This is a genomic window from Streptomyces seoulensis (assembly GCF_022846655.1).
Taxonomy (GTDB): domain Bacteria; phylum Actinomycetota; class Actinomycetes; order Streptomycetales; family Streptomycetaceae; genus Streptomyces.
This window is the reverse complement of record NZ_AP025667.1, coordinates 5,565,129-5,579,489: the sequence shown is the minus strand read 5'-3', so window position 1 is coordinate 5,579,489 and position 14,361 is coordinate 5,565,129. Positions and strand designations below refer to the sequence as shown.

The 14,361-nt window shown below is 71.6% G+C and carries 13 protein-coding genes and 2 tRNA genes; 7 read left to right on the top strand and 8 right to left on the bottom strand.

Going from position 1 to position 14,361, the window contains the following annotated elements; genetic code table 11:
* Positions 1 to 3: 3 nt before the first annotated feature.
* Entirely contained in the window at positions 4 to 1,101 is a 1,098-nt protein-coding gene (locus HEK131_RS25495; protein ID WP_217463086.1) for a YlbL family protein, read from the top strand.
* A gap of 113 nt (positions 1,102 to 1,214) precedes the next feature.
* On the opposite strand, the gene HEK131_RS25490 is transcribed toward HEK131_RS25495, so the two are convergent.
* Positions 1,215 to 1,757, bottom strand: a complete 543-nt coding sequence (locus HEK131_RS25490; RefSeq protein WP_202494841.1) for a PPA1309 family protein — start codon at positions 1,755 to 1,757, stop codon at positions 1,215 to 1,217.
* 163 nt (positions 1,758 to 1,920) lie between these two features.
* On the opposite strand from HEK131_RS25490, the gene HEK131_RS25485 reads away from it, so the two are divergent.
* The 4 genes from HEK131_RS25485 (at position 1,921) to HEK131_RS25465 (ending at position 7,104) form a co-directional block, all read left to right on the top strand.
* Positions 1,921 to 4,797 (top strand): UPF0182 family membrane protein, encoded by a 2,877-nt coding sequence (locus HEK131_RS25485; protein WP_244452143.1) that lies wholly within the window; start codon positions 1,921 to 1,923, stop codon positions 4,795 to 4,797.
* Between the two features lie 43 nt (positions 4,798 to 4,840).
* Positions 4,841 to 4,914: transfer RNA gene (locus HEK131_RS25480), tRNA-Met, on the top strand.
* Between the two features lie 205 nt (positions 4,915 to 5,119).
* The gene (locus HEK131_RS25470; protein ID WP_279614275.1) at positions 5,120 to 6,958 is read left to right on the top strand and encodes a tetratricopeptide repeat protein; all 1,839 of its coding nucleotides are present in this window, start codon (positions 5,120 to 5,122) and stop codon (positions 6,956 to 6,958) included.
* A 72-nt stretch (positions 6,959 to 7,030) separates the two neighbouring features.
* Positions 7,031 to 7,104 (top strand) — tRNA-Met (locus HEK131_RS25465).
* Between the two features lie 100 nt (positions 7,105 to 7,204).
* On the opposite strand, the gene HEK131_RS25460 is transcribed toward HEK131_RS25465, so the two are convergent.
* The 3 genes from HEK131_RS25460 to hisN form a co-directional block, all read right to left on the bottom strand.
* Positions 7,205 to 7,621, bottom strand: coding sequence for a Fur family transcriptional regulator (locus tag HEK131_RS25460; protein WP_217463088.1), 417 nt, complete (start codon positions 7,619 to 7,621; stop codon positions 7,205 to 7,207).
* A 116-nt stretch (positions 7,622 to 7,737) separates the two neighbouring features.
* Positions 7,738 to 8,169, bottom strand: a complete 432-nt coding sequence (locus HEK131_RS25455) for a CBS domain-containing protein (protein ID WP_244337147.1) — start codon at positions 8,167 to 8,169, stop codon at positions 7,738 to 7,740.
* A 162-nt stretch (positions 8,170 to 8,331) separates the two neighbouring features.
* Complete coding sequence (gene hisN / locus HEK131_RS25450; protein ID WP_217463090.1) at positions 8,332 to 9,132, bottom strand: histidinol-phosphatase; 801 nt, start codon at positions 9,130 to 9,132, stop codon at positions 8,332 to 8,334.
* A 165-nt stretch (positions 9,133 to 9,297) separates the two neighbouring features.
* On the opposite strand from hisN, the gene HEK131_RS25445 reads away from it, so the two are divergent.
* Positions 9,298 to 9,903, top strand: a complete 606-nt coding sequence (locus tag HEK131_RS25445; RefSeq protein ID WP_244337146.1) for a TetR/AcrR family transcriptional regulator — start codon at positions 9,298 to 9,300, stop codon at positions 9,901 to 9,903.
* A gap of 4 nt (positions 9,904 to 9,907) precedes the next feature.
* Here the strand turns inward: HEK131_RS25445 and HEK131_RS25440 are convergent, their stop codons facing one another.
* The 4 genes from HEK131_RS25440 to HEK131_RS25425 all read right to left on the bottom strand — a co-directional run bounded on the left by HEK131_RS25440 (position 9,908) and on the right by HEK131_RS25425 (position 13,455).
* Complete coding sequence (locus HEK131_RS25440) at positions 9,908 to 10,231, bottom strand: DMT family transporter (RefSeq protein WP_086693118.1); 324 nt, start codon at positions 10,229 to 10,231, stop codon at positions 9,908 to 9,910.
* Between the two features lie 84 nt (positions 10,232 to 10,315).
* Positions 10,316 to 11,326: a ribosome small subunit-dependent GTPase A gene (rsgA, locus tag HEK131_RS25435; protein WP_244337145.1), complete on the bottom strand. Its 1,011-nt coding sequence runs from the start codon at positions 11,324 to 11,326 to the stop codon at positions 10,316 to 10,318.
* A gap of 17 nt (positions 11,327 to 11,343) precedes the next feature.
* Positions 11,344 to 12,660 (bottom strand): 3-phosphoshikimate 1-carboxyvinyltransferase, encoded by a 1,317-nt coding sequence (gene aroA, locus HEK131_RS25430; protein ID WP_217463093.1) that lies wholly within the window; start codon positions 12,658 to 12,660, stop codon positions 11,344 to 11,346.
* A gap of 72 nt (positions 12,661 to 12,732) precedes the next feature.
* Positions 12,733 to 13,455: a M50 family metallopeptidase gene (locus tag HEK131_RS25425; RefSeq protein WP_244337144.1), complete on the bottom strand. Its 723-nt coding sequence runs from the start codon at positions 13,453 to 13,455 to the stop codon at positions 12,733 to 12,735.
* A gap of 50 nt (positions 13,456 to 13,505) precedes the next feature.
* On the opposite strand from HEK131_RS25425, the gene HEK131_RS25420 reads away from it, so the two are divergent.
* Positions 13,506 to 14,360 (top strand): SOS response-associated peptidase, encoded by an 855-nt coding sequence (locus HEK131_RS25420; protein ID WP_217463095.1) that lies wholly within the window; start codon positions 13,506 to 13,508, stop codon positions 14,358 to 14,360.
* The last annotated feature ends 1 nt before the right edge of the window (position 14,361 follow it).

Genomic DNA, 14,361 nt, shown 5'->3' with positions numbered 1-14,361 from the left:
GCCATGCCACGCCGTACCGCGACGATGCTCGCGTCCACCCTGATGCTGATCGCGCTGCTCTGCGCGGGAGTGCTCATCCCCGTGCCGTACGCGGAGATGTCGCCGGGGCCGACCGTGAACACGCTCGGGGAGCACGACGGCGAACCGGTCCTGCAGGTCTCGGGCCACCGCACCTATCCGGCCGACGGCCACCTGAACATGACCACCGTCCGGGTGACCAGCGCGGACTTCCGGATGAACCTGGTCGAGGCCGTCTACGGCTGGCTGGCCCACGACACCAAGGTCGTCCCGCACGACACGCTCTACCCGGACGGCAAGACCGAGGAGCAGTCCACCCAGGAGAACGCCGAGGAGTTCAGCCAGTCCCAGGAGAGCGCCAAGGTCGCCGCCCTGGACGAGCTGCACATCCCGGTGACGTCCTGGGTGATCGTCTCCACGGTGATCAAGGACTCCCCGGCCGAGGGCAGGCTGCACGCGGGCGACGTGATCAAGGCCGTGGACGGCACGCGGGTCAAGCAGCCCTCGGACGTGGCCAAGCTGGTGACGAAGCACGAGCCGGGGCAGAAGGTGGTCTTCACCGTCGTCCCCGCCAAGGAGCAGGCGGCCGCCGAGAAGGCGCACAGGACGGCGACCCGGACCCAGGACGTGACGATCACGACCACCGGCTCCGACGACAAGGGCGCCCGCCGGGCCATCGTCGGGATCTCCGCCGGGACCGACCACACCTTCCCGTTCACCGTCGACATCAAGCTCGCCGACGTGGGCGGCCCCAGCGCCGGACTGATGTTCGCGCTCGGTATCTACGACAAGCTCACCCCCGGCAGCCTCACCGGCGGCAAGTTCATCGCGGGCACCGGCACCATCGACGACGACGGCACGGTCGGCCCCATCGGCGGCATCGAGATGAAGACGGTCGGCGCGCGCGACAAGGGCGCCCAGTACTTCCTGACCCCCGCCGACAACTGCGCCTCCGCCGCCAAGGACACCCCGAGCGGTCTCACCCTGGTCAAGGTGAAGAAGATCGGCGACGCCCTGGACGCCCTCGAGGACATCCGCGAGGGGCGCACCTCCGACCTGCCGAAGTGCACCACCAAGGGCTGAGAGACACCCGGCACGCGCGCGGGGGCGCCCCCGGAGATCCGGTGGGCGCCCCCGCGTCGCAATGACGGTGTCGCGCAATGACGGTGTCGCGGTATGAGGAACGTATCGGTGGGCTAGTCGGCGAACGTCGCCGCGAGGGCCTCCGCCAGACCCGGCACCAGGTCAGGACCGGTCAGGACCTCGGTCGAGGAGTCCTTCTCCCGCAGCCGCAGCGCCGACTCGCGGTTGCCGTCGCGCAGCACCGCGACCGTCATCCGCACCTCCTGCCGCTCCGGGCGGGCGGCCACCCACTTGGCCAGCTCGGCGTCGCTCAGGCCCTGCGGGACCTGCGTGTCGACGGACGAGGGCAGCATCAGGCGCTCCACGGTGAGCGCGCAGCCGACCACCGCGTCCGGCCAGGCGATGGTGGCGAGGAACTCGTCGAGCGGCTTGTCGGCCGGGACCTCGTCCTGCTCGATCGGGGTGAGACCGGTGGTCGCGGTCTCCTCGTCCAGGCCCAACTGGGCCGCGAGAGAGGGTTCCTGGGTGCGCAGCCGCGCGGTGTCGACGAGGGCGAAGAGGCGGGCCGGCTGGTCCCAGCCGAGGCCGGAGGCGTACTCGTCGATCTCGAGTACGGCCCGGGTGAGCGGGCTCGCCGCCATGGGAGTGTTGGACATGGTCACAATCCTGCCTCGTTCCCGGCCGAAATCGGGAACCGAGTAAACCGTGAGTAAGTTGCATAGGTGGGGGCCCACGATCACAGCGGGCCACCGGAGGCCCGCGAACACGAGGGTCTGACGGATCGACAGCGACTTCGAGGTGCGCACCTTGGCTTTCCAGATGCCGGACCGCGGCGGAGGCCCGACGGGGCCACGGATCAGGGCGGGCCGACCGTCCCGGCGGGTGAGGACCCTGCTCGTCACCCTGGGCGTCCTGGCCGCCCTCGCGATGGCCTTCACGATGTTCGCCGGCTTCTGGACCGACTGGCTCTGGTACCGGTCGGTGCACTACTCCTCGGTGTTCACCACCACCCTGTGGACGAAGATCGGGCTGTTCTTCGTCTTCGGTGTGCTGATGGCCCTCGCGGTGGGCTTCAACATCTGGCTCGCGCACCGGCTGCGGCCCCCGCTGAGCGCCATGTCCATGGAACAGCAGAGCCTCGACCGGTACCGGATGGGGATCGCGCCGTACAAGACCTGGCTGCTGCTCGCCGTCACCGCGCTGGTCGGCCTCATCGCTGGCGCCTCCGCGGCGAGCCAGTGGCGGACCTGGCTGATGTGGGTCAACGGCGTGTCGTTCCACCAGAAGGACCCCCAGTTCCACAGGGACGTCTCCTTCTACGCCTTCGACCTGCCCTGGTACCGCTTCCTGCTGGCCTTCGGCTTCGCCACGGCCATCCTGTCGCTGATCGCGGCCGGGCTCACCCACTACCTGTACGGCGGGCTGCGCGTCACCAGCCCCGGTTCGCGCGCCTCCTCCGCCGCGACCGGACATCTGTCGGTGCTCCTCGGCATCTTCGTGTCCCTGAAGGCCATCGCCTACTGGCTCGACCGGTACGGCCTCGCGGTGAAGTCCAGCGACTTCAAGACCACGGGCAACTGGACGGGCCTGCGCTATGTGGACGCCAACGCCTATCTGCCCGCCAAGACGATCCTGTTCTTCATCGCCGTCATCTGCGCCCTGCTGTTCTTCGCCACCCTGTGGCGGCGCACCTGGCAGCTCCCCGTCATCGGCTTCGGCCTGATGGTGCTCTCCGCGGTCCTGATCGGCGGCCTCTACCCGGCCATCGTGCAGAAGTTCCAGGTCCAGCCGAACGAGCAGGCCAAGGAGGCGCCGTACGTCCAGAAGAACCTCACGGCGACCCGCGAGGCGTACGGCATCGACCACACCAAGGTCAGCGAGTACTCGGGCCGGTCGTCGACCGACGACAAGACCAAGCTGCGCGACCAGGTCGGACAGACCGCCAGCATCCGCATCATGGACCCGAACGTGGTCTCGCCCACGTTCCAGCAGCTCCAGCAGATCCGGAACTACTACGGCTTCCCCACCAACCTCGACGTCGACCGGTACACCACCAAGGACGGCAAGGAGCAGGACACCGTCCTGGGCCTGCGCGAGCTGAACCTGGCCGGAATCCCGAAGAACAACTGGATCAACGACCACTTCCGCTACACCCACGGCTACGGCGTCGTCGCCGCCAAGGGCACCGAGTCCGACGACAAGGGCCGCCCGGTCTTCACCGAGAAGAACCTCCCCTCCAAGGGCGACCTGGGCATCTACCAGCAGCAGGTCTACTACGGCGAGAAGACCACCACGTACTCCATCGTCGGCGGTCCCCAGAAGGAGATCGACTACTCCGACGACGAGGGCGAGAAGACCACCAGCTACACGGGCAAGAGCGGCGTCAACCTCGACAACCCGCTCAACCGGGCCGCGTACGCGGTGGCGTTCAACGAGCCGCAGATCCTCTACTCCGGGGCGATCGGCAAGGGCTCGCGCGTCCTGTACAACCGCACGCCCAAGGACCGTGTCGAGTCCGTCGCGCCCTGGCTGACCATCGACGGCGACGCCTACCCGGCCGTGGTCGACGGGCGCATCCAGTGGATCGTCGACGCCTACACGACCAGCAACGGCTATCCGTACGCCTCGCGCACCACGCTCGGGGACACCACGGCCGACTCGCTGACCGCGAACAACAACTCCCGCGCGGTGGTGGCCCAGCAGAACCAGGTCAACTACATCCGCAACTCGGTCAAGGCGACCGTCGACGCGTACACCGGTGACGTCAAGCTCTACCAGTGGGACGCGGCCGACCCGGTGCTCAAGACGTGGATGAAGGCGTTCCCGCACACGGTGAAGCCCCGCGCGGACATCAGCCCGGCGCTGATGGCCCATCTGCGCTACCCGCAGGACCTGTTCAAGGTCCAGCGCGAACTGCTCACCCGGTACCACGTGACCAACGCGCAGACCTTCCTCAGCGGCAGCGAGGTGTGGCAGGTCCCGAACGACCCGTCCAACGACTCCAGCGACTCGGTCCCGCCGTACTACCTGAGCATGAAGATGCCGGACCAGAAGCAGCAGGTCTTCTCGCTGACGACGACCTTCACCCCGAACGGCCGGGACAACCTGAGCGCGTTCATGGCCGTCGACTCCGATCCGCGCGCCAGCGACTACGGCAAGATCAGAATCCTGAAGCTGCCGACGAGCACCACCGTCGACGGCCCCAAGCAGGTGCAGAGCCAGTTCAACTCCGAACCGTCCATCGCGGAGACGATCAGCCTGCTGAGCCGGGGCCACTCCCAGGTGGAGTACGGCAACCTGCTCACCGTCCCGCTGGACGGCGGCCTGCTGTACGCGGAGCCGGTCTACGTGCGCGGCGGCACGCTGAAGTACCCGCTGCTGCGCAAGGTGCTGGTGACCTACGAGGGCCGGACCGCCTTCGAGGACACCCTGGACGAGGCGCTGGACAAGGTCTTCGGGGTCAAGGGCTCCGAGCCGCCGTCCACCGGCACCACCGAACCGCCGGCGTCCACCAGCCCGACGGTCCGCCAGGCGCTGGAGGACGCCCAGAAGGCGTACGACGCGGGCCAGGAGGCCCTCAAGTCCGGCCCGGACTGGGATGCGTACGCCAAGGCGCAGAAGGACCTCCAGGACGCGCTGCGCAAGGCCGAGGACGCCCAGTCCAAGGTGGACAAGCCCCGGACCAGCGGCGACTGACCGAACCCGCTCCCGCGCCGTGATAGTGTTTGGAACACAACGGCGCGGGGTGGAGCAGCTCGGTAGCTCGCTGGGCTCATAACCCAGAGGTCGCAGGTTCAAATCCTGTCCCCGCTACTGAAAACGAAGGCCCGGATCTCATCGAGATCCGGGCCTTCGTGATGTGCGAACTCATGTCCGGGGACTCTCATCGGCCGCGCCGCCGCCCGGAGTTGGGCCAACTGTGTTTGACTTGTCTCTCCGTGGGCATGTCGACAAAACGCTGAAGTGACCTCACGGGCTGCGGTACACCGGGTGTACCCAGGTTGCAGGTGGTGCGACGATGGACGTTATGGGGGACAAGGCAACTCTGTTCGAGACAGGGCGATTTGTGCAGCCTTCGGGTGAAGAACCATCCCGCGACGAGGACGAGATGGGGGAGGCCACCGAGGACACCGAGGAGGTGCGCCTCGGGATGGCGGCGCGCACCGGAGACGCCGAGGCCGCCAGTGTCCTCGGGGCCATGCTGCTGCGCCGGGGGGACCTGGACGCGGCCGAACCCCAGCTCCGCGCCGCCGCCTCCGCCGGCGACCGGCCCGCCGCCAACAACCTGGGCGTGCTGCTGCACCAGCGCGGCTACCCCGACGAGGCCGCCGTCTGGTGGCGGATCGCCGCCGTCGCCGGATCGGCCGCCGCCGCGCACGCGCTCGGCCGTCACCACCGTGAGCGCGGCGACGAACCCGCCGCCGAGTACTGGCTGCGCCAGTCCGCCGAGCAGGGTCATGTGCTCGGCGCCTACGCCCTCGCCGACCTGCTGGAGCACCGGGGCGACTCCCGCTCCGCGTACTGGATGCGCGCCGCCGCCGAGCGCGGTCACCGCGAGGCGGCCTACCGCCTCGCCCGGTCCCTGGACCGCAGCGACCCGGAGCCCGGCGGCCCCGAGGAGGAGTCCGGCACCGAAGAGGCGTCCCCCGAGGCCGAGCAGTGGTACCGGCAGGCCGCCGCGCGCGGCCACCGTCGGGCCGCGCTGCACCTCGGCGCCATCCTGGAGAAGCGCGGCGAGCTGAAGGAGGCCGGGCGCTGGTACCTGACCTCGGCCAAGGACGGCGAGGCCCGTGCCGCCTGTGCCCTCGGCTTCCTGCTGCGTGACGCCGGGGACAGCGAGAGCGCGGCCGTGTGGTGGCTGCGCGCCGCCCAGGACGGCGACGGCAACGCCGCCAACGCCCTCGGCGCGCTGCACGCCGAGCGCGGCGAGACCCAGACCGCCGAGCGCTGGTACCGGGCCGCGCTGGACGCCGGGGACGACAACGGCGCCTACAACCTCGGGCTGCTCTGCGCCGAGCAGGGCCGCACCGCCCAGGCCGAGCAGTGGTACCGGCGCGCCGCCTACGCCGGGCATCGGGAGGCGGCGAACGCGCTGGCCATCCTGCTGCTCCGGGGTGGCGACACGAGCGGCGCCGAGCCGTGGTTCTCCAAGGCGGCCGAGGCCGGCAGCGTGGACGCCGCGTTCAACCTCGGCATCCTGCACGCCGGCCGGGACACCGCACGGGACAGCGAGGCCGCCGTGCGCTGGTACGAGCGGGCGGCCGCCGCCGGGCACACCGAGGCCGCCCTCCAGGTGGGCATCGCCCGGCTGCGCGAGGGGGACGAGCAGACCGCCGAGCGGCACCTGCGGTGCGCGGCGGGCGGCGGCAGCGCGGAGGCCGCGTACCGGCTGGCCACCGTGCTCGACGCGCGCCGTCCGCCGGAGCCCGCGCACGAGCTGGGCGAGAGCGTGCACCACAAGACCGAGTGCGAGGAGTGGTACGAGCGGGCGGCCGGCCAGGGCCACCGGCGTGCACAGGTGCGGGTCGGCATGCTCGCGGCGGCGCGCGGCGACGTGGTGGAGGCCGCCCGCTGGTACCGGGCTGCCGCCGAGGCCGGTTCCCGCAACGGCGCCTTCAACCTGGGGCTGCTGCTGGCCCGCGAGGGCAGCGAGCCCGAGGCGGCCGTGTGGTGGACCCGTGCCGCCGACGCCGGGCACGGCCGGGCCGCGCTGCGCCTGGCCCTGGTGTACGCGCGCCGGGGCGAGCTGGCCGAGGGGCAGCGCTGGGCCGCCCGCGCGGTGGAGCTGGGGCCGGTCGAGGTGGCCGAGCGGGCGGCGCGGCTGCGGGACGCGCTGCGCGAGGAGCTGTCCGCGTGACCTGGTCCGAAGGGGCGCGAGGGAATGGATTTGCCTCCGGGGCCATGGGTCCCGTAGTGTCATATTCATCGACGCGGGGTGGAGCAGCTCGGTAGCTCGCTGGGCTCATAACCCAGAGGTCGCAGGTTCAAATCCTGTCCCCGCTACTGAAGGCCGAGGGCCGGAATCCGAATTGGATTCCGGCCCTCTGTCGTATGCGGATGAACGGGACAAGGCCCCGGCGACGGGAAGCCGCGGGGCCGTTCGTCAGGCGGCGGAGCACTCCGGGCACAGGCCGCGGTAGGTCACCTCGACGTCCGAGACCGAGAAGCCGAAGCGCTCGGTGTCGGGGAGTTCGGAGAGCGGGTCGCCGGTGGGGTGCACGTCACGGATCGCGCCGCAGCCGGAGCAGACCAGGTGATGGTGCGGGCGGTGCGCGTTCGGGTCGTACCGCTTGGCGCGCCGGTCCGTGCTGACTTCCAGCACCTCGCCCAGGGAGACCAGCTCACCCAGGGTGTTGTAGACGGTCGCCCGGGAGATCTCGGGCAGCTTCACCACGGCGCGCGCGTGGACCTCGTCGGCCGTGAGGTGGACGTGCTCGCCGTCCAGCACCTCGGCCACCACACGGCGCTGCGAGGTCATCCGCCATCCGCGTCCACGCAGCCGGTCCAGAAGGTCACTCATGGCAGCCAGCGTAACAGTAGGCCGAACAGATCCCGAATGGATGTGATTTTGGAACCAGGGCAGGATTGGACCTTGTCCAAGTAGTCCAAGGAGTGGTCCAACCCTGCCGGGCGGGGTCAGAGAGCCGGTTCCGGGGCGCGGGCCGGGCTCCAGCAGCGGATGATGTCGCGGACCGAGACGATGCCCGCGGGCTCGCCCCGGTCGAGCACGACCAGGTGCCGGAAGCCGCCGTGCGTCATGGCGCGGGCAGCCTCGTGCAGGGTCCAGGCCGGGGCGGCGAAGACCACGGACGTGGTGGTGTGGGCGTGCGCGGCCTCCGCGTCCGGGTTCTGGCCCAGACCGACGGAGTTGAGGATGTCCCGTTCGGTGAGGATGTCGATGCCGCCCGCGTCCGGGTCGAGCACCACGGCGGCGCCGACCCGGCGGGCGGACATCAGGGCGGCGGCCTGGCGGAGGGTGTGGGCGGGGCCGATGGTGAGGACCACCGTGCTCATGGCGTCTCGGACGAGGGCGGGGGCGGGTTCGGGCGCGGGCGCGGGCGTGAGCATGGAAGGGAGCCACCTCCTGCGGAAATCCGCGCCGCACGCGCGGATTCACGAATTCACAAGTGAGGGAGGCTTCAGGGTGACAGGTAAAGGAGAGGTCAACAAGAGGGCGCGCGTGGGCAGTTGAGGGCGCACGGGCCGCGCGGGCGTGCTCGGCCGGCCGGTTCAGCCCACCTTGCCGAGACGGCTCAGCAGCTCCTCGTGCAGCAGTCCGTTGGAGGCCGCCGCGTCACCGCTGTGCGGGCCGTGACGCCCGTCGAGGCCGGTGAAGGTGCCGCCCGCCTCGGTGACGATGATCGCGTTGGCCGCCATGTCCCACAGCGACAGCTCCGGCTCGGCGCACAGGTCCACCGAGCCCTCCGCCACCATCATGTAGGGCCAGAAGTCGCCGTACGCGCGCGTGCGCCACACCTCGCGGGACAGCTCCAGGAAGCCGTCGAGCCGGCCCCGCTCCTCCCAGCCGGTGAGCGAGGAGTAGGCGAAGGAGGCGTCGGCCAGGTCGCTCACCCCGGAGACGTGGATACGGCTCGCCGAGGTCAGGCTGCGCCCGGTGAAGGCGCCGTGGTCCTTCGCGGCCCACCAGCGGCGGCCCAGCGCGGGCGCGGAGACCAGGCCCACGACCGGGTGGAACCCGCCCGGCCCCGCCTCCATCAGCGAGATCAGGGTCGCCCACACCGGGACCCCGCGCACGTAGTTCTTGGTGCCGTCGATCGGGTCGATCACCCAGCGGCGCGGGCCCGAGCCTTCGGCGCCGTACTCCTCGCCGAGCACCGAGTCGCGGGGACGGGCGCGCTGGAGGTGGTTGCGGATCAGCTCCTCGGCGGCCTTGTCCGCCTCGCTGACCGGCGTCATGTCCGGTTTCGTCTCGACCTTCAGGTCGAGGGCCTTGAAGCGCTCCATGGTCGTCGCGTCGGCGGCGTCCGCGAGGACATGGGCGAGGCGCAGATCGTCGAGATAGTCCGGCATGTGACGACCGTATCGGCCGGGGGCGTCCCGAAGCCACCAGGGGGAGCATGGGCGCGGCGTACGGCGCCCTTGGCCGAACCGTGCCCCCGGCATGCCCCCGGACCCTTGACAGGCTTGAGGGGCGAGTCAAATCTAAGCGCCACAGCTCGCCCCAGGGAGGCGAAGATGCCCGCAGCCCGCGAATCGCTGCTGGACGCCGCAGGCAGAGCGCTCGCCCACCGGCCGTGGTCGACGGTGCGGATGGTCGACGTGGCCGCGGCCGCCGGAGTGTCCCGGCAGACGCTCTACAACGAGTTCGGCAGCAAGGACGGCCTGGCCAGGGCCCTGATACGGCGCGAGGCCGACGGCTACCTCGCCGGGGTGGACCGCGCCCTGGCCACCCACGCCGACCCCCGCGACCGACTCGCCGCCACCGCCGAGTGGACCGCCACCGCCGCCCGCGGCAACGCGCTGGTACGGGCCATGCTCACCGGCGCCTGGACCGAACGGCTGCCCGCACCCGCCCGCCCCGGCGTGCCCTCGACCTCCACGGTGCCCGCGCAGCGGCGGGCCGACGGGCCGCTGCCCGCACCCGGAGACTTCCTGCGGATCGTGCGCGACCGCGCCGTGGCCGTCCTCACCGCACCCGGCACCCCCGCGGCCGACACCGCCAGGCTGGCCTTCGCCTGCGAACTCGCCCTCCGGCTCGGCCTGTCCTGCGTGGCGGCACCGGCGGGCGAGGGTGGCACCGCGGCCCTCGTCCACCACGCCCTGTACCCGCAGCAGCCCTGAGGGCTCAGTGCGCCGACCCCGACAACTGGAGGCCGATCACCCCGACGATCACCAGGGAGATGGAGACGATCTTCAGGGTGGACACCAGGTCACCGAGGAAGACCATGCCGTAGATCGCCGTCCCGGCCGCGCCGATACCGGTCCACACCGCGTAGGCGGGACCGACGTCGAGCTTCTTCAGGGCCAGGGTGAGGAGGCCGAAGCTGCCGAGGGCGAAGGACGCGAAGGCGATGGTCGGCCAGAGCCGGGTGAACCCGTGGGACAGCTTCAGGCACACGGCGAAGCCGGTCTCCAGAAGCCCGGCGACGATGACCAGCAGCCACGCCATGTGCTGTCCTCCCGTAGGTCCGGAACCCCGGCTCGGGGCGATTATGCACTTACCGAACGCGCACCCCGGCAAACCACACGAGGCTCAGTCGCCCTCGCGGCGCTCCCGCGTGGACAGCAGCCGGCGCAGCGAGTACAGCCGGGCCTGGCCCGCGTGCCCCTCGGCCACCCAGGCGTCCAGCGCGCAGTCCGGCTCGTCGTGGCTGCACGCGCGCGGGCAGCCCTCCGTCCCCGGCACCAGGTCCGGGAAGGCGTTGATCACCCGTGAGGGGTCGATGTGCGCCAGCCCGAAGGACCGCACGCCCGGAGTGTCGACCACCCAGCCCGTGCCGTCGCCGAGCGGCAGCGCGAGCGCGGAGGTCGTGGTGTGCCGGCCCCGGCCCGTCACCGCGTTGACGTGTCCCGTCGTACGCCGCAGGTCGTCCGGCACCAGCGCGTTGACCAGGGTCGTCTTGCCGACGCCGGAGTGGCCGACGAACGCCGTTATCTTCCCGTCCAGTTGCTCGCGCACCCGGTCGGCGGCGTCGCCGTTCTCCAGCTCCTCGCGGCTGGTCACCACGTAGGGGATGTCCAGGTCGCCGTACTGCTCCAGCAGCTTGTCCGGCGAGGCGAGGTCCGACTTGGTCAGGACCAGGAGGGGTTCCAGGCCGCCGTCGAAGGCCGCGACCAGACAGCGGTCGATCAGCCGGGGGCGCGGCTCGGGGTCCGCGAGGGCGGTGACGATGGCGAGCTGGTCGGCGTTGGCCACCACGACCCGCTCGTAGGGGTCGTCGTCGTCGGCGGTCCGGCGCAGCAGGGAGGAGCGCTCCCCGATGCGCACGATCCGCGCGAGCGTGTCCTTCTGGCCCGACAGGTCGCCGACGAGCGACACCCGGTCGCCCACCACGGCCGCCTTGCGGCCCAGCTCCCGGGCCTTCATCGCGGTGATGGTCCGCCCCTCGACCAGGCAGGTCAGCCGGCCCCGGTCGACGGTGAGGACCATGCCCTCCGCCGCGTCCTCGTGCTTGGGCCGGATGTTGGTCCGCGGCCGGTTGCCCTTGCGGTTGGGACGCGTGCGGATGTCGTCCTCGTCGGTGTGCTTGCCGTAGCGGCGCATGATCGTCAGTCCGCCCGTCAGTTACCGAGCATCCCGGCCCACAGCTCGGGGAAGTCCGGGAGGGTCTTCGCCGTCGTCGCCACGTTCTCGATCCGCACACCGGGCACGGCCAGGCCGATGATCGCGCCCGCCGTCGCCATCCGGTGGTCGTCGTAGGTGTGGAAGACACCGCCGTGCAGCGGGCGCGGGCGGATGTGCAGGCCGTCGGCGGTCTCGGTGACGTCGCCGCCGAGCTCGTTGATCTCCTTGGTCAGCGCGGCCAGCCGGTCCGTCTCGTGCAGCCGCAGGTGGGCCACGCCCCGCAGGGTCGAGGGGGAGTCGGCGAGGGCCGCGACCGCGGCGATGCCGGGGGTCAGCTCGCCCACGTCGCCCAGGTCCACGTCGATGCCGTGCACGGCGCCGGAGCCGGTGAAGGCCAGCCCGTACTCGGTCAGCTCGCAGGAGCCACCCATCTCGGTGAAGATCTCCCGCAGCCGGTCACCCGGCTGGGTGGTGCGCTCGGGCCAGTCCGGGATCGTCACCTTGCCGCCGGTGACCAGGGCCGCCGCCAGGAACGGCTGCGCGTTGGACAGGTCCGGCTCGATGGTCAGGTCCCGGCCCAGCAGCGCGCCCGGCGTCACCCGCCACACGTTCGGCTCGCCGCCCGACTCCGGGGTGTCCACCTGGGCGCCGACCGCGCGCAGCATGTCCACCGTCATCCGGATGTGGGGGAGCGAGGGCAGGGTCGCGCCGGTGTGGCGGACCTCCACGCCCTGGTTGAAGCGCGGCGCGGACAGCAGCAGCGCCGAGACGAACTGGGACGAGGAGGAGGCGTCCACCGACACCGGGCCGCCCTCCAGCGCCCCGCCGCCGTGCACCGTCAGCGGCAGCGCGCCCCGGCCGTCGTCGTCGATCCGGGCGCCCAGGACCCTGAGCGCGTCGATCACGCCGTGCAGCGGACGCTCGTAGGAGCGGGGGTCGCCGTCGAAGCGGACCGGGCCGTCGGCCAGCGCGGCGACCGGCGGCAGGAAGCGCATGACCGTGCCCGCGTTGCCGACGTCCACCGTGGCCGGACCGCGCAGCCCCGTCGGCAGCACCCGCCACGCCTCGCCGGAGCCGTCCGGGCCCACGCCCTCCTCGATCTCCACGCCCATCGCGCGCAGCGCCCCGGCCATCAGCAGCGTGTCCCGCGAGCGCAGCGGGCGGCGCAGCCAGCCCGGCTCGGAGGCGAGGGAGGCCAGCACGAGGGCCCGGTTGGTGACCGATTTGGAACCGGGCACGTGGACCGTCGCGTCGACGGCTCCGGTCGCGTGCGGGGCGGGCCAGAGGGCGGTATGAGCGGGGTTCACGGTCATGCGCCCCACTTTAGTGGCTGGGACCGTACCCAGATCTTGATCGAACCCCGCGGGGAAGGCCCGGTTCCGCGTTCACAGCCGCAGCAGCCACTGACCGCCCCCGATCAGTGAGCACAGCGACACCGCGTGGAACAGGAACAGCCACAGCCCCGCCGGTACGTGGGTGAGCCGGGACAACTGGTCCGCGTCCGAATCGCCGGCGCCGCCCCGCCTGCGCTTGGCCTGCAGCTCGAAGGGCGGGCGCACCCCGCCCAGCAGCAGGAACCACACCACCGCGTACGCGAACGCCGCCTGCACCTGCGGTCCCGCAAGCCACGACACCAGCAGGAAGGCCCCGCCGGTCAGCACCACGGTCAGCACCCCGTAGGCGTTGCGGATCATCACCAGCATCGCCAGCAGCAGGGCGGTCGCCACCCACAGCAGCAGGGTGATGCGCCCGGCGGCCAGCAGCGCGGCGCCGCCGAGCCCGAGCAGCGAGGGGGCGGTGTAGCCGGCAGCGGCCGTCAGGATCATGCCGATCCCGTACGGCTTGCCCCGGCTGACCGTGAGGCCGCTGGTGTCGGAGTGCAGCCGTATCGCGGTCAGTTTCCGGCCGGTGACGAGCGCGATCAGTCCGTGGCCGCCCTCGTGCGCGATGGTGATCGCGTTGCGGGCCACCCGCCACACCGGGTGCGGGGCGACCACGGCGAGCGCGGCGGCCAGTGTGGCGAGGACCACCCACAGGTCGGGACCGGGCTGGGTACCGCTGAGCCGGTCCCAGAGGTCGGGCAGCGCGGTGGTCGTGTTGCTGTCCATGTCTGCGGGTGGCTCCCTGTCGTCGGACGGACTCTGGCACTGTGGCTGATATGTGCGGACGGTATGCGGCCAGTCGTAGCCCAGAGGATCTCGCGGGAGTCTTCGGGATAGAGGTGGGGGTCCCCCAGGCCCCGTCGGAGGCGGGTTCCCGCGCGCCGGAACCCGAGGAGACCCTGGCGCCGGACTACAACGTGGCCCCGACCAAGGAGGTCCACGCCGTTCTGGACCGTCCGCTGAAAGACGCCGCCGACCGGCGTCCGGTTCGCCAGTTGCGCCGGCTGAGGTGGGGACTGGTGCCGTCCTGGGCCAAGACGCCCGAGGGCGCCGCCCGGATGATCAACGCCCGCGCCGAGACCGTGCACGAGAAGCCCGCCTACCGCCGCGCCTTCGCCGCCCGGCGCTGCATCCTGCCCGCCGACGGCTACTACGAGTGGGTCACCGGTGAGCAGGAGCGCGACCTGGAGGTCGAGGGCAGGAAGAAGCGGGCCCGCAAGCAGCCCTACTTCGTGCTCCCCGCCGACGGCTCGGTGTTCGCCATGGCCGGGCTGTACGAGTTCTGGCGCGACCCGACCCTGCCCGCCGACCACCCCGGTGCCTGGTGGGCGACCTGCTCGGTGATCACCACGGAGGCCGAGCAGGGCCCGCTGGCCGTGGCCCCGGCCGAGGGCCCCGGCTCGCTCGCCGACATCCACCCCCGGATGCCCCTGATGCTCACCCCGGACCGCTGGGACGCCTGGCTGGACCCCGCGCGCACCGATCCTGAGGAGCTGCGGGAGCTGCTGGCCCCGCCGCCCGAGGGCCTGATGCGCGCCTACCCGGTGCCCACGGCCGTCAGCAACGTCCGCAACAACGGCCCGGAGCTGCTGAAGGAGCTGGAGGGGCCGGAGGAGGGCACACTCTTCTGAC